Source organism: Leclercia tamurae, from assembly GCF_025566055.1.
GTDB lineage: Bacteria > Pseudomonadota > Gammaproteobacteria > Enterobacterales > Enterobacteriaceae > Enterobacter > Enterobacter tamurae.
The window spans coordinates 185439-210306 of the sequence record NZ_JAMHKS010000073.1 but is presented as its reverse complement, the minus strand read 5'-3'; the positions used below and the strand labels follow the sequence as shown (position 1 = coordinate 210306).

The window sequence follows — 24868 nt, the reverse complement described above, 5'->3', positions numbered from 1 at the left end:
TATGCCAAAAAAAATCACGGTATTGGGTACCCGCGGGATCCCCGATGTATTAGGCGGCGTCGAAACCCATTGTCAGAATCTGTATCCGGCTATCCGCCAGCAATATGACGTGGAGATCTGCGTGATCGCCCGGTCACCCTATGTCCACTACCGGCGCTCGAGCTATAAAAATGTCGAGACGCTGGCTATCTGGGCGCCCAAAAAACGCAGTTTCGAAGCCATTGTGCATTCTGTTATTGCGGCGTTGAGGACATTCGTTGACCGATCCGATATTGTGCATGTTCACGCCATCGGACCCGGCCTCGTGGTGCCGCTACTACGCCTGATGGGCAAACGCGTGGTCTTTACCCATCATGGGCCGGACTACGAGCGCCAGAAGTGGGGCAGGATGGCGAAAAAAGTCCTGATGCTCGGTGAGAAAGTAGCGGTGAAGTATGCCCACGAAGTGATTGTTATTTCTGAGGTGATCAACCAGCTGATCCAGCAGAAATACCATCGCTACAATGCGCATCTGGTTTATAACGGCGTTAACGTGCCGGAGCCGCTGGCTGACGAGACCATCGACAGGATCCTCGGGCGGTATGAGTTGCAGCCCGGGCGTTATATCGTGATGGTCGGGCGCTTCGTTGAAGAGAAGGGGATGCATGATGCCATCGCCGCGTACCAGCAGTCGGGCCTGACGCTGCCGCTGGTGTTGGTCGGGGATGCGGATCATGATACGGAGTACAGCATCCACCTGAAACAGCTGGCGTTTCAGACGCCCGGCGTGGTGATGACCGGCTTTTTAAAAGGTGAGGCGCTGCAGGTCGTCTTCTCTCAGGCCTCGCTGTTTGTGATGCCCTCGTACCATGAGGGATTGCCCATTGCGCTGCTGGAGGCGATGTCGTTTTCGCTCCCGGTGGTGGTGAGCGATATTTTGCCGAACCTTGAGGTCGGCTTACCGGCTGAGACCAGTTTTAAGCTGGGTGATGTCGCTGACCTGGCAGATAAAATGTCTCGATGGGCGGACTCACCCCGGATTGATTACGGCGATTTTTTGCAGCGTTACAACTGGGATGAGATCGCCAGAAAAACCCTGTCCATTTACCATAGATTAGACAAAACAATAGGTTAAAATTGACCAGCAAGCCCCGAAACCCGATTGTTATCGACCGTTTTTATGAAGTGCTTGATAAGGACGTCAGCGCCCAGCTGACCCCGGAGCAAAAAGAGGAGATCGAGAGCGCGATTGTCTCGGTTACCCTGGCGTCGCGGCACCGGATCGACTTCCGTAAAAGTTTTCCTTTCTTCGGCAAACGCCTCTATATGGTGTTCCTGCTGGGTCGGGATCTGCGTGCCCGTTCGCGCCCGGAGTCAAAGCTGTCGCGTATCGTGGTGACGTTTCTTATCCTGTTCGCCACCCTGTTCCTGCTGTGTTGCGTGCTGCTGACCCTGTACATGATCAAATCTGCGCTGGGCATAGACGTTTTCCAGAACTACCACGTCGGGATTTGGGACTGGTGGCTCAATCTGAAATACCAGTAATCAGACGCTGTAACCACCGGGATTGTTCTTCTGCCAGTTCCAGGCGTCGCGCATCATCTCCTCAAGATTGCGCGTGGCCTGCCAGCCCAGCTGTTGGCGTGCCAGCGATGAATCCGACCAGCACTCTGCCACGTCGCCGGAACGTCTGCCGACAACCCGGTAGTTAATTTTGGTCTGGGCGGCTTTTTCAAAAGCCTTGATCAGATCCATCACCGAATAGCCCACCCCGGTACCGAGATTGATGGCCTTAAACGCCTCGCCCTCGTCTTTATGATCCAGCGCGGCCAGATGGCCGTGGGCGAGATCCATCACGTGAATATAGTCCCGCACGCCGGTGCCGTCCGGCGTCGGATAATCATCACCAAAGACCGTCAGGCACGGCAGCTTGCCGATGGCCACCTGAGAAATATAGGGCACCAGGTTATTTGGAATACCGTTCGGATCTTCCCCCAGACGCCCGGAGGGGTGTGCGCCAACGGGATTGAAATAGCGCAGACAGGTGATCCTGAAGTGCGGCGCGGCAGCGGAGAAATCGCCTAAAATCTGCTCCACCATCAGCTTGGACGTGCCGTACGGATTGGTGGTACCGCCGGTGCGCGACTGTTCGCTTAAAGGCACCGATTCAGGATTGCCATACACCGTGGCCGAGGAGCTGAAAATAAGACTGTGGACGCCCGCGCGCTGCATTTCATCCAACAGCACTAAGGTCCCGACAACATTATTTTCATAATAGGCGAGGGGGTGGGCAATGGACTCTGAAACGGATTTAAGACCGGCGAAATGGATAACGTCGGTGATGATGTGTTGCGAGAAAAGTGTTTTTAACGCGTGGCGATCCAGAATATCAGCGATGCAGACTGTCGGCTGTTTGCCGGTTAATTCTGCAACCCGGAGTAATGACTCCTGCGAGGCATTAGAGAGGTTATCAATGACGACGACATCTTCGCCTCGCTCCAGTAATGCCAGCACCGTATGAGAACCAATATAGCCTGCGCCACCCGTGACCAGAATTGCCATAATAAATCCCCCAAAAAGCCGTCGCCAGCCAGCACAAAGAGCTGCCGGAAAGAGAGGCGCTTTCGCAGTGTTTTATTTTGCCGCTCTGGTTAGCGTAGTGCGGCTTCCCGATATTGTCATTTAATTGAAAAGCCGCTTACGGTGATTCACCATAATTTTATACGCCAGCTTTTTAAGCGTAGAGAGCAGGCTGAAGGTCAGGTGCTTGGTATCGTAGACAATATAGTTGTCGGTGAAGTTTAAGGTGTGGATCCCATCGCTGTTGTTAATCGACGCACTTATTTTCCCCACCAGTTTCTCCTGGTATTTATGTGGGGTTAACGTGGTCAATTCCTTAATGAAGATGGATTTCCCATATACCTCAGGATGGCTCTCCTGGGTAAAAATGTAGGTTTTGTTGTTGATTGAGTACGGCTTACCGGCCCCACGAAAATGAACGTTGCAGACATCCAGGTTCGGGGAGATCAGCGTCCAGTCGCCCAGAATGCCCTCTGAGGTGTGAATCACCAGCTCGTTATCCATGGTAGTTGAGACCATGTAACTGACGCCATTCAACTCAAAGACCACGTTATCCGTGACGGCCATATCGGAGACCAGCACTTTGACCTTTTCCCAGCGCGCGGGGAAGTCGACGGACTGGAACAGAATCACTTCTTTGCGTTCTGACGACTCCGGGATCATGAACAGTTTCCCGTCGAGCTGGAACAGGAAGGGAAAAGAGAGATGGCATTTTAAGTCATCAAATCCTTCCAGCTTCAGATCATCGATCTCGTCGAGATTTTTATTGAGGATACGGCAGCGCAGTACCCCCTTCGAATTCAGAAAGGAAAACGCTTCATAAAAAACATACAGCAGATCGTTTTTATCAATAATAAAAGGGTCGGCCTGGAAGGTATATTTTTTATCAAGCTGCTGTGCTTTGCTGGTACGGAGGATATCCAACGTATTTTCCGGGAAAACGTGCTGGCCATGACTGTTAATGACCATGATGTCCCAGGACTCATGGAAGAACAGTTTTTTGATTATCCTGTTATTTTTATTAAACATTTTGCCATGCGTCCCATCAAAAGGTATTAATAAATCCTGAGAGGAAAAGGATATTTCATAGTATAACAACCTTATGCCGAATGGTTAGGCAAAGAAATAATAGGAATGGGTGAGTCCGTGATATATCGCATGAAATAAAATAAACTTAAATTCTGCCACAGCTTTATAACAGACCCCGGGTAAAGGAACATTCAATGCGCGTAGACAATCTGTCATGCAAAAAAAGTCGGTGGTGGCTGCTTGTTGCTGGGGGGCTCACACTCTCATCGGGATGGGTGACGGCGGAGAGTACGGAGCCGCTGCAAACGGTGAATCCTCCGGCCATCAGCGGACTGTTGACCAACCCGGGCAGTGGCGTGGCCCGTTTTCACGATCAGGACTTAAGCGTCGCGCAATATCCGGCGACAGGTCTCGAGTATCGTCGCTATTACTGGAGCGAAGTGGAACCAAAGGAGGGGCAGTACAATTTTGCGCTGGTGGATGAAGGGTTTGCCGCTGCGGCAGCGCATCAGCCGGCGATGAACGTTGGCCTGCGGTTTATGATCCTTGATGGACCAGAGTCGGGCTCAGAGATCCCGCAGTGGCTGATCGATAAAGGTATCAAAGGCAGTTGGACACCGGATCACAAGACCTTTGTGCCGGATCTGGACGATCCCACCTATCTGGCCTACGCCCAGCGCCTCATTCAGGCGTTTGGCGCGCGTTATAACAACAACCCGGAGCTGGCGTTTATCGATATCGGGATGGTTGGCGCATGGGGAGAGTGGCACAACAGCAACTTCCCGACCCTGCAGCCGTTGCAGGAACGCTATCCTCCAGCGCTGCTCAACCGCTATGTCGACATGCACTTCAGCGCCTTCCCTGATACCCCCAAAATCATGCTGCTCAACGGCTATGATTCTGTGGCTTATGCGGCAAAGAGAGGGGCGGGCTGGCGGGCGGACTGCCTGGGCGACTGGCGCAACTTTAGCCGCACCTGGAGCCACATGAGCAATGATTACCCGGAGCGCATTGCGGCGGCAGAGGCGGCCTGGCCGGGGTTTACCCTGGCGTGGAAAAAAGCCCCCGTCAGCCTGGAGATCTGCGGCCATATGGCGGAATGGCTGAGCGAGCAGAAGTATACCCGGGAAGAGGTACAGGCCACCTTTGACTGGGCCCTGGCGCAGCATGCCAGCACCCTGAACCTGAAATCCACCGACGTGCCGCAGGTATACCGCGATATCCTCGACAAGGCGCTGGCAAAAATCGGTTACCGCTTCCGGGTGGTGTCGCTGACCCATTCGGCAAGAGCCCGCCCGGGGCAGGCGGTTTCGCTCAATAGCCAGTGGGCCAACGACGGCGTGGCGCCGATTTATTTGCGCTATACCCTCGCCTGGCGTTTACAGGACCCGCGCGGAAACACGGTCGCGCAGGGCAGCGCCGGGGATGATATCCGCCAGTGGCTGCCGGGCAGACACAGCTCGGCGTATCAGTTGGCCACTCCGCGTAGCCTGGAGGCCGGGCGCTACCAGCTGGACGTAGGGTTGGTGGATAAAAACGGTAAGGCGCGTATACAGCTTGCCAACGAGGGGAAGCTGAGCGATGGCTGGTACAGGCTATCGTCGGTGATGATTGAGTGAGTGGCGCAGAATATCATTTGGTTCGCTACTCTGGTTCGTTTCCTTCTAAATCTATCGTAATGACATCTGCGTTACGCATGTTGTATACTTAATATCCACATAAATCCAGGAGGACAACCCTATGCCAGCCGCAAACAGTATGGCGATTAAACGCGAAACCCTGAACTTGCGCATCAGACCCGCTGAGCGCGATCTCATCGATCGGGCGGCGAAAGCCAGAGGGAAAAACCGCACTGACTTTGTGTTGGAGGCCGCCCGTGCCGCCGCCGAGGAAGCGCTGATCGAGCAACGTATCATCATGGCCGATCCGCAAGCTTATCAGGAATTTCTTGCCCGTCTGGATCAGGCTCCTGCGCCCAATGCAGCGCTGCGTAAAACCATGCAGACCCCTGCGCCGTGGGAGCAGGAAAAGTGATCTCCGCGCCAGAACCGCTTCATACCGGGCATATTCTTACCTCGTTTTGCTGCGGTGTGGATTCTATGGATAACTGGCTGAAACAGCGGGCGATGAAGAACCAGCATTCTGGCGCATCCCGTACGTTTGTCTGCTGCGATGATACTAAGGTGATGGCTTACTACTCTCTGGCTTCTAGCGCTGTAGTGACAAATAATGCGCCCGGTCGCTTCCGCCGCAATATGCCTGATCCTATCCCGGTTGTGGTGCTGGGCCGTCTGGCAGTGGATAAATCACTGCACGGGCAGGGCCTCGGGCGAGCGCTGATACGGGATGCCGGGCTGCGGGTGATTCAGGTGGCAGAGACTATTGGCATTCGCGGGATACTTGTTCACGCTCTGTCGGATGAAGCACGAGAGTTTTACCTGCGAGTGGGGTTTGAGCCGTCGCCAATGGATCCGATGATGTTGATGGTGACGTTGGGGGATTTGATTAATGCATGATTGATATTATTTGCAACTCATAAGGTGGTAGGGTCGCCTTCTTCCGCCAATCAATTTAGATGCCGTATTAGCAAAAAGCAAAAACCCAGCCATAGGCTGGGTTCTTTAAATAGTGGTGCCCGGACTCGGAATCGAACCAAGGACACGGGGATTTTCAATCCCCTGCTCTACCGACTGAGCTATCCGGGCAACGGGGCGCATTAAACCGCAATCACGTACGGTCGTCAACCTTATTTCGGGAAAAGCTGTTCAACTGCTTAAGTTTGCGGCAATCTGTTGGTTTGCGCGGCGATTTTGCACAAATCTTCCAGACACAGAGGTAAACCCGGGCAATGCTGACAGCGAAAAAGGGGGCGCGACAGTGAACGACTGGCTTGAGCTGCGACAGCATGCAGATACGGGAATTGAAACCATCAAGGCGCACTTTGAAGGGCACGCCTACGATCCGCACTGGCACGACAGCTATCTGGTGGGGATCACGCTCAGCGGCACCCAGCAGTTTCATTGCCGCCGGGAGCGCCATCGTAGCCATCCCGGGGATGCGTTCCTGCTTGAGCCAGGCGAGATCCACGACGGCGACGCGCCGGTTGCGGGCGGCTTCACCTATCTGACGTTCTATCTCGACGAGCGCTGGCTCACCCATACCCTGCACGGCCTGTATGATTCCACGCCCGGCAGTTATTCCCTGCATTTCACCCAAACCCTGACCCGCGAGCCGCAGCTGGTGCGCACCATTGGCGACACCTTTGCGACGCTGCACAATGATGAGATGAAGATCGTCCAGCAAAGCACGATGGATAATCTGCTGGCGCAGCTCACCTCCCATTGCCACTGGCGCAAAAAATTACCGTCACAGTTGCAGAGCGCGGCGGTGGCGCACCGGGCGCGGGATTATCTCTATGCCCATCTGGGCGACAATATTGGCCTCTCCGACCTGGCCCGGGAGACCGGCACCGATCGCTTCACGCTCACCCGCTGCTTCAAGCGCGAGTTCCACCTGGCGCCGCATGCCTGGCTCATTCAGCTGCGGCTGGCGAAAGCGCGGCAGTTTCTGGCGCGCGGGGATCAACCCGTGGATGTGGCGGCAGCGTTGGGGTTTGCCGATCAAAGCCATTTAGGCCGCTGGTTCCAGCGGGCTTACCGGATCACACCTGCCCACTACCGTCGGTTGTGCACAAACCTTCCAGACGTTTCCAGAAAATAGCGGCAATGTCAGGGCTCTTATAATAAGGAGTCACCTGTGAATCTGATGCCGTTTTTGTTGTTTGCTTTTGTTGCCTCGATAACGCCGGGGCCCACCAATATCCTTATTCTGACCAACAGCCAGCATTATGGGGTAAAGGCGACCCTGCCTGCGCTGGTGAGCGCCTGCGTGGCGGCCAGCGCCATTGTGCTGATTTCGGGAGCCGGGGCGGGTGAGGTGCTGCGTCAGTATCCGCTGGTGCGGCAGGTGATGAGCTGGGCTGGCGTGCTGTGGTTAAGCTGGATGAGCTGGCAGCTGTTTTGTGCGCCTGCGGCAAACCTGTCCCGTTCCGGACATACCCACTTTACCGCGCGCGCGGCGGCGTTATTGCAGGTGATCAACCCTAAAACCTGGATGATGGCGCTGGCGGTGGTCAGCCTGTTTGCCCCGGCGGGAGAGCATGCGTTACGGGATATCGCCCTGATGGCGCTCTGGTTTTTGCTGATCTCCGTTGCCTGCCTGCTGTGTTGGGCATGGCTGGGGCAGGCGGTGAACAGGCTGTTTCGTACCGCGGCGGCGATGGTGCGTTTTCAGCGCCTGATGGCGCTGTGTCTCTTCATTTCTGCCTGGGCGGGGATGCTGGCTTAAGTCAGCGCCCCACCTTTGCGACACTGCGCGAAGTGCAGAATATCTTCCGCCAGCCGCTGTGCCGTATCGACATCGGCCTGGCTGCGGTTCACCAGCATCCGGCTGAGGCACCCTTCCATGATCAGATCCATCTGCTTTGCCACCATCGCCGGATCGTCCACTTCCAGCGTGGTCAGTAGCTCATGCGTAAAGTCATGCGAGGCGCGTTTTTGCTGGTCGGCAAGCTGGTGGATCGGGTGACCCGGATCCGGGAAAAAGGTGCAGGCGGCAATAAACAGGCAGCCCGGATAGCGATGATTACGCACGCATTCGGTCAGCGCAGAGTAGCGCGCCAGTAATTTTTGCTCTGCCGAAAGCTCGGTGTTGAGCATCAATTGTCTGCGCCAGGTATCTACCTGCTGGCTGAGATAGCGCAGAGAATCGTACAGTAGCGCCTCTTTATCGGGCCAGAAACGACGTAGTTCATCCAGAGGATAATTCACGCGCTCGGCAACCATCTCCAGCGAGGTGCTGGCTATCCCTTGAATTTCAAGCAATTGCAGGGTTGCGCCCAGAACATCTTCACGTTGCACGGTTTTCTCCTCCGTTTACTTTCGTACTTTCCCATCTGAAGTGTCGTTTACGGTTGGCGATCGCGCAAATGCGCACTGAACGATGCGGCATCCATAAAACCTGTGACTCGTTGTGCAGGCTGCTCTTCACCTTGTGCGTTGAAAAACAAGATAGTGGGCAGACCGAGCACATTGAGTTCTTTCAGCAGGGCCTTATCCAGCGGGCCGTTCGCCGTAACGTTGGCCTGCAGCAGAACAGTATCTTTCAGGGCGTTTTGCACCTGAGGATCGCTGAAGGTGTATTTTTCGAACTCTTTGCAGGCGACGCACCAGTCGGCGTAGAGGTCGAGCATCACCGGTTTCCCCTCGGCTTTGGCCAGCGCCTGATGTAACGCGTCGATGTTTTCGATCGGCGTGAAATTCAGGTGCGCCTGGCTTTGGGCCTCGGGGGCACCAAATGCCCAGTCCTGCAACGGACGCACGCTGACCAGCGCGGCGGCCAGGAGCAGGATCTGCACCACGCGGACCCACGGCTTGCTGGCGTTTAAGCTGCTGATAAAGGCCCAGCCAAAGAAAGCGACGCCCAGCATCGCCCACAGACGCAGGCCCCAGACATCGCCGATCACCCGCTCAAGCAGGAACACCGGCAGCGCCAGAATAACAAAACCAAACGCGGTTTTTACCGTTTCCATCCACGGGCCGCTCTTCGGCAGCAGGCGGTTGCCAAATACCGTCACCAGCATCAGCGGCAGGCCCATCCCAAAGGCGTAGAGATACAGCGTGCCGCCGCCGAGCCACATATTCCCGCTCTGGGCGATATAGAGCAGGATCGCGCTGAGCGGGGCGGTGGTGCAGGGCGAGCAGATCAGCCCGGCAATGGCCCCCATGGCAAATACGCCGCCCACAGAGCCGCCCTGCTGGCGATTGCTCATCAGCGTCAAGCGGGTTTGCAGGGAGGAGGGCAGCTGCAGGCTGAACAGGCCAAACATCGACAGCGCCAGCAGGATAAAGACCACCGACAGGCCGATAAGCACGTAAGGGTGCTGGAGCGCGGCCTGGAACTGCAGCCCGGCGGCCGCGACCACCAGCCCGAGCGCGGTATAGGTGAGCGCCATCCCCTGTACGTAGATAAACGCCAGCAGCAGCGCGCGGCCGGTGGAGAGTCGCTGTTGACCGCCGAGCACGATGCCGGAGATCAGCGGATACATGGGCAACACGCAAGGGGTGAAGGCGATACCGATGCCGATCAGCAACGCCCAGAAAGCGGAGAAGGGCAGTTCGTCTCCTGCGCTGGTCTTCTCCTCTGCGGGGAGAGGGGAAACCGCAGGGACAGCGGCCGCTTTCACTTCGCTGAGGGGAATGACTTTGGTTTCCGGTGGGTAGCACAGACCGGCGTCGGCACAGCCTTGATAAGTCACCGTCAGGGTCGCGCCTTTATCCGCCTGCGCAACGGCAACGGGAACAGACAACTGGCCCCGGTAGATTTCACTTTTGCCGTAGAATTCATCTTCGTGCGCCACCCCGGCGGGCAGCTGAGGTGCGCCGACCTGCGCCTGAGCGGGCGTGATGCTGATCTGCTTGCGATAGAGGTAGTATCCCTCCTTCACATTCCAGTTGAGATTCAGTTCATGTTGGTTTTGCTGAAAATCGAAGACAAAAGCCTGATCGGCAGGCGTAAAGTTCGAGCGGCCGGGTGCATCAAACAACCCGGCAAAGACTGACGTGCTGCACAGCAGCAGGATCAGCGTAAAGAAGCGTTGAGCCATGAGAGATAGTCGTTATCACCGTGGATGACTGGCAAAACCAGTAGTTCCGGGGTCTGGTAAGGATGATGGGATTTGAGGCAGTCGAGGAGCGCCTGCTGATGGGCCACGCTGGATTTAAGCAGCATCTGCACCTCGTATTCCTGTTCCAGTTTACCTTCCCAGTAGTAGAGGGAGGTGGCGCCGGGAAGGATGGTCACGCAGGCAGCGAGCTTATCTGCCAGCACTTTGGCGGCAAGATCCTGAGCGGTAGCTTCATCGGGAGCGGTACACAGAACAACAATAGTGTCGGGCGTATTCACAAGTCGACCTCGGTATCGCGAAAAAAATCACTATATCATGACCGGCTGCTGCTCATTAATGAATCGGGCCGCTAAGCGGCCCGACTTTAACTCTTTTTACAACCAAAACAGGTTTACAGCACAATCCCGCCGATGATGAAGCCGAGGACCACGCACAGGGTAATGGCAATCACGCCCGGGATCAGGAAGGCGTGGTTAAACACGTACTTACCGATACGGGTGGAGCCGGTGTCATCCATCTCAACCGCGGCCAGCAGGGTCGGGTAGGTTGGCAGCACAAACAGTGCGGAAACCGCAGCAAACGAGGCAATCGCCGTCAGCGGAGAGACGCCCAGCATCAGTGCCGCAGGCATCAGCGCCTTGGTGGTCGCCGCCTGGGAGTAAAGCAGGGTCGCGGCAAAGAACAGCACCACCGCCAGCAGCCATGGGTAGTTATGCAGCAGATCGCCCGCGACGGTCTGGATATCGCTGATATGGGCTTTGACGAAGGTGTCGCCCAGCCAGGCCACACCCAGTACGCACACGCAGGCGCTCATACCGGATTTGAAGGTGCTGGCATTGAGCACTTCGCTGGTGTCGATTTTACAGGTGATGCTAATCAGCGTGGCGATGGTCAGCATAAACACCACGATCGCTTCGTTACGCGGCAGGACCGGGTTCTGAATCAGCCCTACGGTATCGCTGATAGCGGTGGCGTAGAACATCACCGCGATAATCCCGATCAGGAACAGCAGCACGGAGCGCTTAGCGTGTGGCTTCAGGACAAAGGCCTGGCTGCCGCGCAGCTTCACTTCGCCTTTCGCCAGACGTTCCTGATAGACCGGATCGTCTTTCAGCTCGGCGCCGAGGAAGTTACAGAATACCGCGGTGATCATTACCGCAATCAGGGTGACCGGAATACAGATCGACAGCAGCGTCAGATAGCTTACGCCCATCGGCTCGAGGATCCCGGCAAAGAACACTACCGCCGCGGAAATCGGCGAGGCGGTGATGGCAATCTGCGAGGCGACAACGGCAATGGAGAGTGGACGGGACGGACGGATGCCCTGCTCTTTCGCCACTTCGGTAATCACCGGCAGGGTGGAGAACGCGGTATGGCCGGTCCCGGCCAGAATGGTCATAAACCAGGTGACCAGCGGTGCAAGGAAGGTGATGTATTTCGGATGGCGGCGCAGCATACGCTCCGCCAGGCTCACCAGGTAGTCCATACCCCCCGCAACCTGCATGGCGGCGATAGCGGCGATAACCGCCATGATGATCTCAATAACGTCGAACGGAATAGCGCCGGGTTTAATTTGAAAAAAGAGAGTAAGTACAAGCACGCCAAGACCACCGGCGAAACCGATGCCGATCCCCCCGAGCCTTGCCCCTAAGTATATCGCCAACAGGACGACGACGAGTTCTGCTCCAAACATGAGTGCCTACCTTGCTTATTAACAAGTTGATATTGAATTGTTGTGTTTTGGTAACGCCTAAAAACAAAAAAGGCACGTCAAGTGACGTGCCTTCATGAAGTTTAACCTGAACTGTTATTGTTCACTTTCATCCGTGTATCTTTTTGCTTTATAGGCCGGGTGCATTAGGTTCTGAGCCGAGAAGATATCATCCAGCTCGGCTTCTGTCAGCAAGCCACGCTCAAGTACGACCTCTCGCACGCTCTTACCGGTTTCGGCGCAGATTTTACCGACGATGTCGCCGTTGTGGTGACCGATGAACGGGTTGAGGTAGGTGACGATGCCGATGGAGTTATAGACGTAGCTTTCACATACCGCTTTGTTGGCGGTGATGCCGTTGATGCATTTCTCCAGCAGGTTGTAGCAGGCGTTGGTCAGAATGTGAATCGACTCAAACATCGCCTGGCCAATCACCGGCTCCATCACGTTCAGCTGCAGCTGACCCGCTTCCGAAGCCATGGTGACGGTAATGTCGTTCCCGATGACTTTGAAGCATACCTGGTTTACTACTTCTGGCACTACCGGGTTCACTTTGGCTGGCATGATGGACGAGCCCGCCTGCAGTTCCGGCAGGTTGATTTCGTTCAGACCCGCACGTGGCCCTGAAGAGAGCAGGCGCAGGTCGTTACAGATTTTAGACAGCTTCACCGCCAGACGTTTCAGCGCACTGTGTACCATCACATAAGCGCCGCAGTCGGAGGTGGCTTCGATCAGGTCTTCTGCCGGTACAACCGCCAGGTTGGAGACTTCGGCCAGCTTCTGCACCGCCAGCTGCTGATAGCCATCCGGGGTGTTCAGACGTGTACCAATCGCCGTTGCGCCGAGGTTTACCTCCAGCAGCAGTTCAGAGGTGCGCATCAGGTTGCGGGTTTCTTCATTCAGCAGCACGTTAAACGCGTGGAACTCCTGGCCGAGGGTCATCGGCACCGCGTCCTGCAGCTGGGTGCGGCCCATTTTCAGGATGTCCTGGAATTCGACAGCTTTGTTCTGGAAACCTTCGCCAAGCTGGTTAATGGCATCCACCAGCTTCACCACCGAGGCGTAGACGGCGATACGGAAACCGGTCGGGTAGGCGTCGTTGGTAGACTGGCATTTATTGACGTGATCGTTCGGGTTCAGGTACTGGTACTCACCCTTCTGGTGGCCCATCAGCTCAAGGCCGATGTTGGCCAGTACCTCGTTGGTATTCATGTTCACCGATGTACCCGCGCCGCCCTGATAGACGTCGACCGGGAATTGATCCATGCACTTGCCGTTGTTCAGCACTTCATCGCAGGCGGCGATAATAGTATTGGCGATGCTTTTCGGAATGGTTTGCAGCTCTTTGTTTGCCATAGCTGCGGCTTTCTTCACCATCACCATGCCACGCACAAACTCAGGGATGTCGCTGATTTTGCTGTTGCTGATGTAGAAGTTTTCAATCGCTCTCAGAGTATGAACACCATAGTAGGCATCCGCTGGAACTTCCCTGGTACCCAACAAATCTTCTTCGATACGAATGTTGTTTAACATGTGAACCTTCTTTTCAAGCTGCCGATTGATTGTACTAAACACACAGTACATCTGTGGTTATGTCTATTTTCTGACCGACGATTATCCCCTGAATCGACCAGATACCCGGAATGATATGCTGATGATAGCGAAATGCCGTAACCTGGATCACTTATTATGGACCCTGTTACATGATATTTATCAATCTGTGAAATGAATCACCGCTTGAATATTTCCAGAAAAAATATCCGTGCAAACCGATTGAATTTTGACTAATCGCCTCCATTTCTTACAGACGCGAATCGCAAATTGATACCGACAGAGGCCTTAACGGCGTCTGCCACACAGGAGAAGCCAGTGCGCTGGATACCGTTAGCTGCAATCTTTCTCTATGTTTACATAGAGATTTCTATTTTTATTCAGGTCGCCCATGTGCTTGGCGTCCTGCTGACGCTGATCCTGGTGATTTTCACTTCGGTCATTGGCATGTCGCTGGTGCGCAATCAGGGTTTCAAAAACTTCCTGTTAATGCAGCAGAAGATGGCTGCTGGCGAGAGCCCGGCGGCGGAGATGATTAAAAGCGTATCGCTGATTATTGGCGGTATCTTGCTGATTATTCCTGGGTTTTTCACCGACTTCCTCGGCCTGCTGCTGCTCTTCCCGCCAGTGCAAAAGCTCCTGACGCTGAAACTGATGCCGCATTTGCGTTTTAACCGGATGCCGGGGGGTGGATTCACTACTGGCCCAGGTAACGGAGAGACGTTTGACGGGGAGTATCAGCGTAAGGATGACCAGCGCGACCGTCTGGAGCATAAAGACGATCGTTAACAGGAATTGCCCGGCGGCGCTGCGCTTGCTGGGCCTACGCAACCGTACTCCGCTTCGGCAAGAACAGCCACAACCCCGCCAGCATCAGAATGGCGTACAGACTCTTCCATCCCACCATCGTCAGCAGCAGTAAACAGAGCACCCCACCGACAACGGCCAGCGCTTTATAGCGGCCTTTCAGCAGTCGACATCCCGCCAGCATGCACAGCAGATAGATCATGATGAAGATGCCGTTGGCATAGACGATTAGCGCATCGAGGTTGATATCCAGCCAGTAGATCGCCAGCGTGCTTAACACGCAGCAGGCCAGCACCGCATTCAGGGCGTTGAGGGGTAACTGACGTCTGGACAGACGTGCGAGGCGGCTTTCGGGCTTATACAGCGCCTGGGACCACACCAGTCGGGCAAAGCTCTGGATGTAGATATTCAGGCTGGCGAAGCAGGCGAGATAGCCAATGACGCAGGCGATCCACAACGCCTTCACACCAAACAGCTGGACCACAATGCCCGGCAGCGAGGCTGCGGCTGCCATATCGGCCCCGTAGGCGGTGAAGCGAAGGACCAGTACGGTACAGGCCCAGTAGACCGTGCCCGCCAGCAGCAGGCCGATCATCAATGCCCGCGGGAAATCACGTTCCGGTTGTTTAAACTCCGACGCCAGATGCGCAAAAGCTTCCAGACCGACAAAACACCAGAACATAACGGAAAGTGCGGCGAAAAGCTGCGAATGGTCGATATCGCTTATCGCCGGGAAGGGGATCTCTGTTACCTGAATATCGCCCGCCCACCAGATCGCAGCAATCAGCGCCACAATCAGTACCGCCACCAGGGTTTGCAGGTTGGCGCTGGAGCTGGCCCCGCGTGAACCGACCCACCAGACAATCGCCAGCGTACCCAGTTCGGCCAGCAGTAGCTGTAGGTCATGCCAGCCAAACAGCGCCTGACCAAAACCCGTCGCAATATGCAGGGCAGCAGGCAAACCTACGGGGATCACGGAGAGAAATAACCAGCCGGTGACGCGCTGCAGGCGTGGGCCAAAAGCCATCCCGACAAAATGCGCTACCCCTCCGGCACTCGGAAAGTGACGCCCGAGAATGGCAAAGACAATGGCCACCGGGAACACCAGCACGATGAGCACCGGCCATGCCCAGAGACTGTTATCACCCGCGACCAGGGCTGCCAGCGCCGGCACGGCAAATACCCCCGTGCCCAATAAAGAGGTTGAAAGTAAGCCAACACCCTGCGCGAGTCCCAGCTCCTGTTTGAGTCCACTCATTACGTTGTCCTGCCCCTGTCAAAAGAGAGGCGATGGTAACACTTTCACAAATTTTTTTTCGACTACCCCTTGAAGGGGTAAAACCCCATCCCCATCTCTCAGGGCACTAGCCGGAAAACCGCTTACGGCCCGGCGTCACCCATAACTGATAATGACTTTCTCAAAGGAGAGCTATCAATGAGTATTCGTCCGTTACATGATCGTGTGATCGTCAAACGTAAAGAAGTTGAAACCAAATCTGCTGGCGGCATCGTTCTGACCGGTTCTGCAGCAGCAAAATCAACTCGTGGCGAAATCATCGCTGTCGGTAAGGGTCGCATTCTGGAAAACGGAAATGTGCAGCCTCTGGACGTTAAAGTTGGTGACATCGTCATTTTCAACGATGGCTACGGTGTGAAGTCCGAGAAGATCGACAATGAAGAAGTGTTGATCATGTCCGAAAGCGACATTCTGGCAATTGTTGAAGCGTAATCCGCGAACGACACTGAACATACGAATTTAAGGGAAAGATTAAAATGGCAGCTAAAGACGTAAAATTCGGTAACGACGCTCGTGTGAAAATGCTGCGCGGCGTAAACGTACTGGCAGACGCAGTTAAAGTGACCCTGGGCCCGAAAGGCCGTAACGTGGTTCTGGACAAATCCTTCGGCGCGCCGACCATCACCAAAGATGGCGTTTCCGTAGCGCGTGAAATCGAGCTGGAAGACAAGTTCGAAAACATGGGTGCCCAGATGGTGAAAGAAGTTGCCTCTAAAGCGAACGACGCTGCAGGCGACGGCACTACCACTGCAACCGTACTGGCGCAGGCGATCATCACCGAAGGCCTGAAAGCCGTTGCCGCGGGTATGAACCCGATGGATCTGAAACGTGGTATCGACAAAGCTGTTATTGCTGCAGTTGAAGAGCTGAAAGCGCTGTCCGTACCGTGCTCTGACTCCAAAGCTATTGCTCAGGTTGGTACCATCTCCGCTAACTCCGACGAAACCGTAGGTAAACTGATCGCTGAAGCGATGGATAAAGTCGGTAAAGAAGGCGTGATCACCGTTGAAGACGGTACCGGTCTGGAAGACGAACTGGACGTGGTTGAAGGTATGCAGTTCGACCGCGGTTACCTGTCCCCATACTTCATCAACAAGCCAGAAACTGGCGCTGTTGAGCTGGAAAGCCCGTTCATCCTGCTGGCTGACAAAAAAATCTCCAACATCCGCGAAATGCTGCCAGTGCTGGAAGCCGTTGCGAAAGCAGGCAAACCGCTGGTTATCATCGCTGAAGACGTTGAAGGCGAAGCGCTGGCGACCCTGGTGGTTAATACCATGCGTGGCATCGTGAAAGTGGCTGCGGTTAAAGCACCTGGCTTCGGCGACCGTCGTAAAGCTATGCTGCAGGACATCGCAACCCTGACTGGCGGTACCGTTATCTCTGAAGAGATCGGTATGGAGCTGGAAAAAGCGACTCTGGAAGATCTGGGTCAGGCTAAGCGTGTTGTTATCAACAAAGATACCACCACCATCATCGATGGCGTGGGTGAAGAAGAGGCAATCCAGGGCCGTGTTACTCAGATCCGTAAGCAGATCGAAGAAGCGACCTCTGACTACGACCGTGAAAAACTGCAGGAGCGCGTAGCGAAACTGGCAGGCGGCGTGGCAGTTATCAAAGTCGGTGCAGCTACCGAAGTTGAGATGAAAGAGAAGAAAGCACGCGTTGACGATGCCCTGCACGCGACCCGTGCTGCGGTAGAAGAAGGCGTGGTTGCCGGTGGTGGTGTTGCTCTGGTTCGCGTTGCAGCGAAACTGGTTGGCCTGACCGCTCAGAACGAAGACCAGAACGTGGGTATCAAAGTTGCGCTGCGCGCAATGGAAGCTCCGCTGCGTCAGATCGTTTCCAACGCCGGTGAAGAGCCATCTGTTGTGGCGAACATGGTGAAAGCGGGCGAAGGTAACTACGGTTACAACGCTGCTACTGAAGAATACGGCAACATGATCGACTTCGGTATCCTGGACCCAACTAAAGTGACCCGTTCAGCTCTGCAGTACGCGGCCTCTGTTGCTGGTCTAATGATCACCACCGAGTGCATGGTTACCGACCTGCCAAAAGGTGACGCGCCTGATTTAGGTGCTGCTGGTGGTATGGGCGGCATGGGTGGCATGGGCGGCATGATGTAATCATGTTGTTCTGCTCCTCGCAGAAATGAATAAACCCCCGGTCAGAAATGATCGGGGGTTTTTCTTTTGAAGGTCTCATTAGCTACGCAGATTTAGCAATATTGATAATAGTATGACAGACGAAAGGAGCCCTTTTACTGATAAGCAGGAGCGGGATATTAATTAAAAAGGCATATCATTTAGATATGCCTCACAATTAAAACAATAATTAAAAGGAATTAATAAATTCCGTGGGAGCCATTATAAATGGATGTCCAGCAATCAGTAGCCAACTGGGCGGATTTATCCCAGCCAAACATCGCACCAGCGATTGCGCCAGTGATTGCGCCAGAAACGATACCCCAGGCACCGCCGATTGCCATACCAATGGTGCCTGCACCGAAGATACCGCCGTTGTCGCTACCATGGGTACCGCCGATCATGCTACCCATAGCCGCATGAGCCGATCCTAGCACTGCTGCTGACGTAACAACTTCTATACCGTTAGAAACTACGCTCTGGATAGTGGCGCCAATAGAAGAAAAATCCCAGCTGTATGCACCTGCAATGGATTCCATTTCAAAGACAGTTAATTGTTTCATTTAAATACCTATGATTTTAAAAAATTAATAGATGCCGTGTGAGCCGTTATAGACGGAGGTCCAGCCGTCGGAAGCCAGCTGGTAGGATTTTTCCCAGCCAAACATTGCACCAGCGATTGCACCAGTGATTGCGCCAGAAACGATGCCCCACGCGCCGCCGATTGCCATACCAATGGTGCCTGCACCGAAGATACCGCCGTTGTCGCTGCCATGGGTACCGCCGATCATGCTACCCATAGCTGCATTCACTGCACCCATTGCAGCTGCTGATGCAGCCATTTCAATACCGTTAGAAACTACGCTCTGGATAATGCCGCCAATAGAAGAAAAATCCCAGCTGTACGCACCTGCAATGGATTCCATTTCAAATACAGATAACTCTTTCATATAATATCCTTTACTATATATAGACGAACAATTCATTAGATAATGATTATCTGGATGAGTTTTTTATATTCGTACGTTGATTTATGGTAATAATCATTGATGATTATTACCTGTTGAGAATAAAGCATACATATGACATATGAGTATTAAGTTCATATGTCTATATGCAATATTATGCTTTATGGGACTAATTGTATTCTGTTATGGAAACAAATAATAGCTTTCTAAATATTATTTATACTACATGCAAGCTGAATCAATACTGATTGATTGTGAATGTCATTGCCGCATTAGCAGTTCCAGGAACAACGGTTCCGGTTCTTTTATAACGGGCAATAAGTGGGATCTCAACCGTTTTTTCAGCACCTGTATGGTATTGCTTGTCTGTATTGAATGCTAATGGTGTTCTGTCACCACCATTTAAAATTTCGACAGCGACTCCTCGAGCCGCATCAGCAACACTGGTGTCAATATTTAATAACCCTGCTCCGCTACTTCCTGTAGTAGGCTCAAATGAGACATAAACAGGCACTGCATCTTCTTTGCATTTTAGTTTCACTGAGAAATTTTTATCATCTGACGTACTGCCAACAGACGTAAATGATTTCGCCGCGGGCTTACCAAGCTGAATATTTTGAATACGCGAATTAGGTTCAGCGACGCAACTTTTAGTTATCCAGCTAAATGAAACGTTAACGGCTATTTTGGCAATAAGCCAGTCATCAAGCATGAACTGGGCAGCTTGTCCTGTTTTACTTTTCCCGGTACCCACTGGACCCGTTTTAATAAAGCTGACGACGGTTTTCTTGTCCGTCTGCCAGAATAGCAGTTCACCTGAGTTCATACTTGTTGAATAAGGCACACTCTTAGCCGATTGCACAAGATCACGAATCTGCATCCCAATGCCTGTAATCCCGGTTGCATAAATGTTGCCATAAACGTTCGTTCCCGTAACGGTTGTAAAATTACCCAACATTTTCGAGCTGTATTTGCCGCGAGAAGAGTTAAGGGGGCACGTCAGTTTTGGCCCCGTTGTGTCCAGTCGTTCCGTATAAAGCACCGTGCCAACAGCCACGTCCGGATCGATTGGCATTGAAGCCAGGCTAACGTTATAGGTTTTTCCATCAAGAAGGATACAGCCTGATGCATCTGCAAAAGCCTCCTGACTGCAGATCCCTAAGAAAACAGTTCCAAAAGCGAGTAAATATTTGGTCATGGCAAAAAATCCTTTTAAATTATTAGCGACAGATCAGCTTCGTCTGTTTAATACCGTTGCTATTGTCTGTATCCGGGAATTGGTACGCAGCATTACACGCCTGCGTTGCCTTTTTGCCCCATTTCACGATCAGCGAGCCTGATTGCGGCAGACCGGTCATGTAGACTTGACCGTTATCACTAACAATACTGCTATTTTCACTGGTATTTTCGCCATTCGTGTTCGTCACGATTGCACCAAACGGAATGTAATTGTTCTGGGTATCAACCAGCTGCAGCATCGCACGTATGCCTTTTTTACCGATATATTCAGCCAGCACAATAGCGCCACGTGTCGGAATTACCGTTGCCGTTGTGGTATCCAGCTCCACATCATCTGGCATGGTTTCGGTATCAAGAATCACGTCATTTTGACGATACATACTGATATTCGGGACAATGGCATAACCACGGAAGTCAGTTTTGACACCAGAATTGCCAATAACTCGAGTGCCTTCTGCACCTGGTGCCTTAACCAACGCTGTCGTATCGCTGATTGACTGACCCGCCGTAATGCCGTCCGCATGCGCGATGATGCTGCCGCTTGCGCCGTAATTTACACGCTGCCAGTTTTTATCGTAGTTATAGCTGCCGAACACCTCGCCATAAGTACCTTTATAATCAAGACCCGCGTTACCACTGCCGGAGTCACGGTTGTCATACTGCTGCTGCATGTTCCAGTTCAGGTTATGGTCTTCAAGCGCAATACCTGAAAGGCCCACACTGTTACTGGTTGAGCCTGGGGAGCTGGTATTCAATCCATACGTCGCCCATGTGTTGGATAACCAACGATCCAGTGGGACGTTCACGTTGAGCGAGAATATTTTATCGGTTGCGTAATGGCGACCATTCCCGGGATTGTCGGTAGAGCTACGGTTATGCGCATAGTTGAGATTATAGGTAATCCCTTTCCAGCTGTTGCTATAACCAATATTCAGCGTGTTGTTGCGGCGACGTTCGTTCCAGTAGTCTTCCATCACGCCACCGATGTTTACGTAGCCGAAATCTTCGCCAAGACTCTGACTGACAGTAATCTCAGTGCGGTTTTTAACGCGATCGGATGTATAGATGCGGTAGTCATCACGATAGGTTTCCATCACTTCTGACAGCGTGCTAAAGCCACTTGTAGAATAGCGATAGCCCGCAATTGAAATGTTGGTGCCGGCATCGTTCAGGTTTTTACTGTAACGAACACGCAGGGACTGCCCTGAATTTTTATCTTCATCTTTTTTAGTCGACCAGGCCTGCGTTAAATCCAGCGAGACCGCACCAAACTCACCCAGGTTTTTACCCAGGCCCATGACGATGGACTGATATTTTGATGCGAGCTGGGCACCGCCATAGGCTGTGGCGTTAAGCGCTAAACCATAACTGGCCGTTATCTGAGTAAACGGCGTGTCGTCAACGCTGCTGTCTGATGAGCGATATTGACCCGTTGTAATGCCATATTTTAAGCTGCCTTCGCGGCGCAATACGGGCAGTGAGGCATAGGCGACAACGTAATTCTGCTGACTGCCATCGGCTTCTTCAATGGTGACATTTAAGTCGCCATTGCCGCCAGTGGAATAGAGGTCGGTGATCTCAAACGCACCTGGTGGTACGAAAGATTGATAAATAACGTAGCCGTTTTGCTTAATAACGACTTTCGCGTTACCTTTTGCGATACCGCGTACAACAGGAGCATAGCCCTGGGTACTTTCAGGATCCATGAAATCATCTGAAGCGAGTTGTACACCCCGGAAAGGCACGCTGTCATATACATCCGATTCAGATGAACTTTCACCTAGTGTTAAGTTGCTTTTCAAGGCAATAATATTGCGCTCAAGATAGGTATAGACGGTATCCCAACTTCCGCTGCTATCCTTATTACTATCACTTTTATTCCAGGTCGTGAAGTTCCTCAGGCGCCAGGCCCCAAAATTTAGACCTGGTAACAAATTAACGCTATGCGTTTGTTGATCTGTTGTGTCATTATTACGTGAGTAACTATTATTACCGTTATAATGATAATTTAAAAACAACGCATTAATGCCCTGATCAAAGCTTTCAGGCGAAACGTAACCACGTGCAGTCGTTGAAATAGCGGCTTGGGGGATGCTAAGTATGATTTTTTGCAGGTTGAAGTTAAAATCCACTGATGCGTCAGGAATTGATTTAATAATGACACAGCCATTACTGTCGATCTTCAATGTTGGAATGGCTCGCGTTCGAATGCCATAGCCCGCTAATGTATTTGCAGAAAAGCAAGGGTAAAGATTCGTTGCGGGATCGTTCTTACCCAAATAGGCAGCGCTTTTTTCAGCTATTGAAAAAAATTCAACATCCGTTGTGTCAAGCGTGGCATCGTTAATGATAATGTCGACCCTGTATTTTCCAGGGCCCTGTGAATTCTCGGTTTCAAATACAGACAGGTCAGGGTTCTTGTCTGAACCGTTCATATTTGTCAGAAACGCCGGATTAAAGAATTCACGAGAAAACGATACGGCTGAAGAACTTAATAAGCCTATGCCTAGCAAGGCTAAAAAGCATGGAGATAGTCTGAATTTCGTAATCATTCCTTTGACCCCGGTGTATTCTGAAATTGAATATATTATTATCTGGAGTTACAGCGTGCTCTGATAGGTGTCACTTTGTCCGCCAAAGTCATTAATCGCTATCCATTCGATTTTCCCACTACCCATCTTCGCGTTATTCAGTTCATATGTTGTCGATGAAAAAGGCGCAACATAGTTGGTCTCTTTTAACTCAACTGGAAGGTTGTTTACCTTTACACTCATGAAATTAATGTAGTAGGGAGATGGATTGCTCACGGTGATAGCATTATTTTTCTTTTGCCAGGTCAGTTTTCCTGCATAGTTCACTGGCATTTCATCTTTTAATGCCTTTGGTCGGAAAATTAATTTAAGCTTCGTTCTGACGGCGATCTGCAACGTATTGCGACTGGTATCTTCCGTGCTAGCCGGGATCGCTGTTGTGTTAAAGAAAAACAGTGATTCACGATCGGCCGGAAGTGCGCCATCAAGTTTGAATATACGAACAACGTTTTTTTGCTTACCTTCCAGACGGAAAAGTGGCGGGGTCACCATGAAATGAGAACCTGCAATTTTGTCATTCTCAGCCCAGGATTTAATAAGGTAGGGTGTACTGTCCTGGTTATCCAGGGATACACTGGCTTCCTTTTTCCCTTCGATAAAAATTATGCGCGTCGTTCCTATCTGTACGCCCGCAGAAGCGAAAGCGGAGATCAGAAACAGAGAGAGAATTATTGATAATTGAGAAATTGATCGCATTGTGCACCACTATATAAATAGAAAGCCTCTCACCGAAATGAGAGGCTCTTATCATTAATAAGTTACCAGCAGAGTTGCAACAGCGTTTGCAGTACCTGCAGCAACGGTTTCTTCAACCTGAGCATAGGTCGCTTTGAATGCAACGTTAGCAGCACCGGAAGTCAGTGGAATTGCTTCAGAGCGTTGGCCCAGTTTCAGGTGGTTGCCGCTCGCGTCCATCAGTTTTACAGCTACGCCTTTCGCAATGCCAGTTGAGCCATAGCTGGTCAGCTGCAGATAATCGTTGCTGCCGTCGAAGTAGTCGCCATCGAAGGTTACATAGGCGCTAGCTTTGGTCGCCGGGCAACCAGTCAGAGAGACGTTAATTGCTGCCAGACCAGAGTTGCCGCCTGCAGTTGAACCGGTACCTGTAAACGCAGATTTAGGTACAGAACCTAAAGTTACGTTACCGGTTTTTGCGCCGGAGTTTTGTACGTTAACAGTACATGCGCCATCAGTAATGTCGCCTACAAAGTTAACGCTTCCGTCATTTGCACTTGCATTAAACGCCATCAGGGTGCCAGTAGCGATCAATGCTGCGAGAATATTCTTTTTCATTTAAACAATCCTTTTGTTTTAAATTTTCTGGTCTTTAAAGACATTTTTTTACTACGTTACGTTAAAGCTAAAAGTCAGCGTTAAAGGAAAGCGACTTTATGCTTTACAGGGCTTGACTCTGCTCCGCCAGAGTGCAGAGGAGAGGATTACCGACGGCTAATTTAACGTGGGAATAGAGTGCGGCTTTAATGAATTACATCTAATTTGTTGGTGAATGAATGTGAAGCGCTGAATGTTGTCTGAATTACCTAATAGGAGGTTTAAAAGGATGTATGAATAATCTACTAAGGGCCTGTTTAATCTTGATTATTATTAAGTAGCATCCTAATAATAGCGCTTAAAAGTTTAAAATTCATATGGCCAAATTAACATAAATAAGAGGGAGATGACGTTGATGAAGTAATTTTAGGTCTGTTTTCGTACCTGGTTCTGAATTGAATAACGAGAGGTTAATCGGTCAGGGGTGATTCCGTGATGTTCTTTTGCTCATCTTTTTAGTATAAAAGAGTATCTGGACTGGGTGTCCAGCTCATTGATTATGGGGAAAACATGCAGAAAAAATATCTGGCTGGGGCCGTAGTTGCAGTGCTACTGCTGGCGGGTTGCAGCCACAACAACGAATTGAGTGCTGATGGCCAGAAAGTACGCTTCTCAGAAGATAAGCCTGGGACAGAATGTCAATTAGTGGGTACCGCAACTGGTAAGCAGAGCAACTGGCTTTCCGGTCAGCATGGTGCCGAGGGTGGGTCCATGCGCGGAGCTGCTAACGATCTCCGTAACCAAGCCGCAGCATTGGGCGGAAACGTTATCTATGGCGTTAGCAGCCCTACAGAAGGTCTGTTGTCCAGCTTTGTGCCGACGGATAGCGAAATGATCGGACAGGTCTATAAGTGTCCGAACTGATCCTGCTTCAAACTTCATTTTGACAAATAAAAAGGTTGTTTTTCGTCTGATAAGAGGAAAAACAACCTTTTTGCATTAAATATTTTCTAATGTA

Annotated in this window: 25 protein-coding genes and 1 tRNA gene; 11 read left to right on the top strand and 15 right to left on the bottom strand. The window is 52.1% G+C overall.

The window, feature by feature from the left end; genetic code table 11:
- Position 1: 1 nt before the first annotated feature.
- Positions 2 to 1114 carry a glycosyltransferase family 4 protein gene (locus M8318_RS12655; protein ID WP_262662969.1) on the top strand — a complete coding sequence of 371 codons (1113 nt, stop codon included), beginning with the start codon at positions 2 to 4 and terminating at the stop codon, positions 1112 to 1114.
- Between the two features lie 2 nt (positions 1115 to 1116).
- Positions 1117 to 1524: a hypothetical protein gene (locus M8318_RS12650; RefSeq protein WP_166181352.1), complete on the top strand. Its 408-nt coding sequence runs from the start codon at positions 1117 to 1119 to the stop codon at positions 1522 to 1524.
- Here M8318_RS12650 and galE read toward each other — a convergent pair whose 3' ends face one another.
- Positions 1525 to 2541: a UDP-glucose 4-epimerase GalE gene (gene galE / locus M8318_RS12645; protein ID WP_262662967.1), complete on the bottom strand. Its 1017-nt coding sequence runs from the start codon at positions 2539 to 2541 to the stop codon at positions 1525 to 1527. It lies immediately after the preceding gene.
- Between the two features lie 120 nt (positions 2542 to 2661).
- Positions 2662 to 3588, bottom strand: a complete 927-nt coding sequence (locus tag M8318_RS12640) for a glucosamine inositolphosphorylceramide transferase family protein (protein ID WP_106994002.1) — start codon at positions 3586 to 3588, stop codon at positions 2662 to 2664.
- 194 nt (positions 3589 to 3782) lie between these two features.
- Between M8318_RS12640 and M8318_RS12635 the strand changes: the two genes are divergently transcribed.
- From M8318_RS12635 to M8318_RS12625, 3 genes are all read left to right on the top strand, one after another.
- On the top strand, positions 3783 to 5207 hold the full coding sequence (locus tag M8318_RS12635; protein ID WP_262662964.1) for a DUF4832 domain-containing protein: 1425 nt from the start codon (positions 3783 to 3785) through the stop codon (positions 5205 to 5207).
- 121 nt (positions 5208 to 5328) lie between these two features.
- On the top strand, positions 5329 to 5622 hold the full coding sequence (locus M8318_RS12630) for a type II toxin-antitoxin system TacA family antitoxin (RefSeq protein WP_106994004.1): 294 nt from the start codon (positions 5329 to 5331) through the stop codon (positions 5620 to 5622).
- On the top strand, positions 5619 to 6104 hold the full coding sequence (locus M8318_RS12625; protein WP_262662962.1) for a GNAT family N-acetyltransferase: 486 nt from the start codon (positions 5619 to 5621) through the stop codon (positions 6102 to 6104). The genes M8318_RS12630 and M8318_RS12625 overlap by 4 nt, the downstream gene beginning before the upstream one ends.
- Positions 6105 to 6217: 113 nt before the next feature.
- Here the strand turns inward: M8318_RS12625 and M8318_RS12620 are convergent.
- Positions 6218 to 6293, bottom strand: a tRNA-Phe gene (locus tag M8318_RS12620).
- Between the two features lie 172 nt (positions 6294 to 6465).
- On the opposite strand from M8318_RS12620, the gene M8318_RS12615 reads away from it, so the two are divergent.
- Together M8318_RS12615 and M8318_RS12610 are read left to right on the top strand one after the other, a co-directional pair.
- The gene (locus M8318_RS12615) at positions 6466 to 7308 is read left to right on the top strand and encodes an AraC family transcriptional regulator (protein ID WP_262662960.1); all 843 of its coding nucleotides are present in this window, start codon (positions 6466 to 6468) and stop codon (positions 7306 to 7308) included.
- Positions 7309 to 7344: 36 nt separating this feature from the next.
- Positions 7345 to 7935 (top strand): LysE family translocator, encoded by a 591-nt coding sequence (locus tag M8318_RS12610; protein ID WP_262662958.1) that lies wholly within the window; start codon positions 7345 to 7347, stop codon positions 7933 to 7935.
- Here M8318_RS12610 and M8318_RS12605 read toward each other — a convergent pair.
- The 5 genes from M8318_RS12605 to aspA all read right to left on the bottom strand — a co-directional run bounded on the left by M8318_RS12605 (position 7932) and on the right by aspA (position 13517).
- On the bottom strand, positions 7932 to 8507 hold the full coding sequence (locus M8318_RS12605) for a transcriptional regulator (RefSeq protein WP_106994014.1): 576 nt from the start codon (positions 8505 to 8507) through the stop codon (positions 7932 to 7934). The two genes, M8318_RS12610 and M8318_RS12605, sit on opposite strands and share 4 nt — an antisense overlap.
- 47 nt (positions 8508 to 8554) lie before the next feature.
- Positions 8555 to 10252, bottom strand: a complete 1698-nt coding sequence (locus M8318_RS12600; protein WP_262662957.1) for a protein-disulfide reductase DsbD — start codon at positions 10250 to 10252, stop codon at positions 8555 to 8557.
- Positions 10228 to 10551: a divalent cation tolerance protein CutA gene (cutA, locus tag M8318_RS12595; RefSeq protein WP_262662955.1), complete on the bottom strand. Its 324-nt coding sequence runs from the start codon at positions 10549 to 10551 to the stop codon at positions 10228 to 10230. Before cutA ends, M8318_RS12600 begins: the two co-directional genes overlap by 25 nt.
- Before the next feature lie 113 nt (positions 10552 to 10664).
- Entirely contained in the window at positions 10665 to 11966 is a 1302-nt protein-coding gene (locus tag M8318_RS12590) for an anaerobic C4-dicarboxylate transporter (RefSeq protein WP_262662954.1), read from the bottom strand.
- A gap of 114 nt (positions 11967 to 12080) precedes the next feature.
- The gene (gene aspA / locus M8318_RS12585; RefSeq protein ID WP_106994018.1) at positions 12081 to 13517 is read right to left on the bottom strand and encodes an aspartate ammonia-lyase; all 1437 of its coding nucleotides are present in this window, start codon (positions 13515 to 13517) and stop codon (positions 12081 to 12083) included.
- A gap of 336 nt (positions 13518 to 13853) precedes the next feature.
- On the opposite strand from aspA, the gene M8318_RS12580 reads away from it, so the two are divergent.
- A complete protein-coding gene (locus M8318_RS12580) occupies positions 13854 to 14324 on the top strand; it encodes an FxsA family protein (RefSeq protein WP_262662952.1) in 471 nt (156 codons plus the stop codon).
- A gap of 34 nt (positions 14325 to 14358) precedes the next feature.
- Here the strand turns inward: M8318_RS12580 and yjeH are convergent, their stop codons facing one another.
- Positions 14359 to 15600 (bottom strand): L-methionine/branched-chain amino acid transporter, encoded by a 1242-nt coding sequence (yjeH, locus tag M8318_RS12575; protein ID WP_262662951.1) that lies wholly within the window; start codon positions 15598 to 15600, stop codon positions 14359 to 14361.
- A gap of 177 nt (positions 15601 to 15777) precedes the next feature.
- On the opposite strand from yjeH, the gene M8318_RS12570 reads away from it, so the two are divergent.
- Both M8318_RS12570 and groL read left to right on the top strand, forming a co-directional pair.
- The gene (locus M8318_RS12570; RefSeq protein ID WP_032616151.1) at positions 15778 to 16071 is read left to right on the top strand and encodes a co-chaperone GroES; all 294 of its coding nucleotides are present in this window, start codon (positions 15778 to 15780) and stop codon (positions 16069 to 16071) included.
- 44 nt (positions 16072 to 16115) lie between these two features.
- On the top strand, positions 16116 to 17762 hold the full coding sequence (gene groL / locus M8318_RS12565; RefSeq protein ID WP_262662949.1) for a chaperonin GroEL: 1647 nt from the start codon (positions 16116 to 16118) through the stop codon (positions 17760 to 17762).
- A gap of 218 nt (positions 17763 to 17980) precedes the next feature.
- Here the strand turns inward: groL and M8318_RS12560 are convergent, their stop codons facing one another.
- The 6 genes from M8318_RS12560 to M8318_RS12535 form a co-directional block, all read right to left on the bottom strand.
- A complete protein-coding gene (locus M8318_RS12560) occupies positions 17981 to 18343 on the bottom strand; it encodes a hypothetical protein (RefSeq protein ID WP_262662948.1) in 363 nt (120 codons plus the stop codon).
- A gap of 24 nt (positions 18344 to 18367) precedes the next feature.
- Entirely contained in the window at positions 18368 to 18730 is a 363-nt protein-coding gene (locus tag M8318_RS12555) for a hypothetical protein (protein WP_262662947.1), read from the bottom strand.
- Between the two features lie 256 nt (positions 18731 to 18986).
- Entirely contained in the window at positions 18987 to 19946 is a 960-nt protein-coding gene (locus M8318_RS12550) for a fimbrial protein (RefSeq protein WP_262662945.1), read from the bottom strand.
- A gap of 22 nt (positions 19947 to 19968) precedes the next feature.
- Positions 19969 to 22539, bottom strand: coding sequence for a fimbria/pilus outer membrane usher protein (locus M8318_RS12545; protein WP_262662943.1), 2571 nt, complete (start codon positions 22537 to 22539; stop codon positions 19969 to 19971).
- A gap of 48 nt (positions 22540 to 22587) precedes the next feature.
- Positions 22588 to 23274, bottom strand: coding sequence for a fimbrial biogenesis chaperone (locus M8318_RS12540; RefSeq protein WP_262662941.1), 687 nt, complete (start codon positions 23272 to 23274; stop codon positions 22588 to 22590).
- Positions 23275 to 23328: 54 nt separating this feature from the next.
- Positions 23329 to 23871 carry a fimbrial protein gene (locus M8318_RS12535; RefSeq protein ID WP_262662939.1) on the bottom strand — a complete coding sequence of 181 codons (543 nt, stop codon included), beginning with the start codon at positions 23869 to 23871 and terminating at the stop codon, positions 23329 to 23331.
- 549 nt (positions 23872 to 24420) lie between these two features.
- On the opposite strand from M8318_RS12535, the gene M8318_RS12530 reads away from it, so the two are divergent.
- On the top strand, positions 24421 to 24774 hold the full coding sequence (locus M8318_RS12530) for a DUF4156 domain-containing protein (protein ID WP_262662937.1): 354 nt from the start codon (positions 24421 to 24423) through the stop codon (positions 24772 to 24774).
- The last annotated feature ends 94 nt before the right edge of the window (positions 24775 to 24868 follow it).

Coding starts and splice junctions, on each gene's coding strand:
- M8318_RS12655 (WP_262662969.1), top strand. CDS start 2: ATGCCAAAAAAAATCACGGTATTGGGTACCCGCGGGATCCCCGATGTA.
- galE (WP_262662967.1), bottom strand. CDS start 2,541: ATGGCAATTCTGGTCACGGGTGGCGCAGGCTATATTGGTTCTCATACG.
- M8318_RS12640 (WP_106994002.1), bottom strand. CDS start 3,588: ATGTTTAATAAAAATAACAGGATAATCAAAAAACTGTTCTTCCATGAG.
- M8318_RS12635 (WP_262662964.1), top strand. CDS start 3,783: ATGCGCGTAGACAATCTGTCATGCAAAAAAAGTCGGTGGTGGCTGCTT.
- M8318_RS12630 (WP_106994004.1), top strand. CDS start 5,329: ATGCCAGCCGCAAACAGTATGGCGATTAAACGCGAAACCCTGAACTTG.
- M8318_RS12600 (WP_262662957.1), bottom strand. CDS start 10,252: ATGGCTCAACGCTTCTTTACGCTGATCCTGCTGCTGTGCAGCACGTCA.
- M8318_RS12590 (WP_262662954.1), bottom strand. CDS start 11,966: ATGTTTGGAGCAGAACTCGTCGTCGTCCTGTTGGCGATATACTTAGGG.
- aspA (WP_106994018.1), bottom strand. CDS start 13,517: ATGTTAAACAACATTCGTATCGAAGAAGATTTGTTGGGTACCAGGGAA.
- yjeH (WP_262662951.1), bottom strand. CDS start 15,600: ATGAGTGGACTCAAACAGGAGCTGGGACTCGCGCAGGGTGTTGGCTTA.
- M8318_RS12570 (WP_032616151.1), top strand. CDS start 15,778: ATGAGTATTCGTCCGTTACATGATCGTGTGATCGTCAAACGTAAAGAA.
- groL (WP_262662949.1), top strand. CDS start 16,116: ATGGCAGCTAAAGACGTAAAATTCGGTAACGACGCTCGTGTGAAAATG.
- M8318_RS12560 (WP_262662948.1), bottom strand. CDS start 18,343: ATGAAACAATTAACTGTCTTTGAAATGGAATCCATTGCAGGTGCATAC.
- M8318_RS12555 (WP_262662947.1), bottom strand. CDS start 18,730: ATGAAAGAGTTATCTGTATTTGAAATGGAATCCATTGCAGGTGCGTAC.
- M8318_RS12550 (WP_262662945.1), bottom strand. CDS start 19,946: ATGACCAAATATTTACTCGCTTTTGGAACTGTTTTCTTAGGGATCTGC.
- M8318_RS12545 (WP_262662943.1), bottom strand. CDS start 22,539: ATGATTACGAAATTCAGACTATCTCCATGCTTTTTAGCCTTGCTAGGC.
- M8318_RS12540 (WP_262662941.1), bottom strand. CDS start 23,274: ATGCGATCAATTTCTCAATTATCAATAATTCTCTCTCTGTTTCTGATC.
- M8318_RS12535 (WP_262662939.1), bottom strand. CDS start 23,871: ATGAAAAAGAATATTCTCGCAGCATTGATCGCTACTGGCACCCTGATG.
- M8318_RS12530 (WP_262662937.1), top strand. CDS start 24,421: ATGCAGAAAAAATATCTGGCTGGGGCCGTAGTTGCAGTGCTACTGCTG.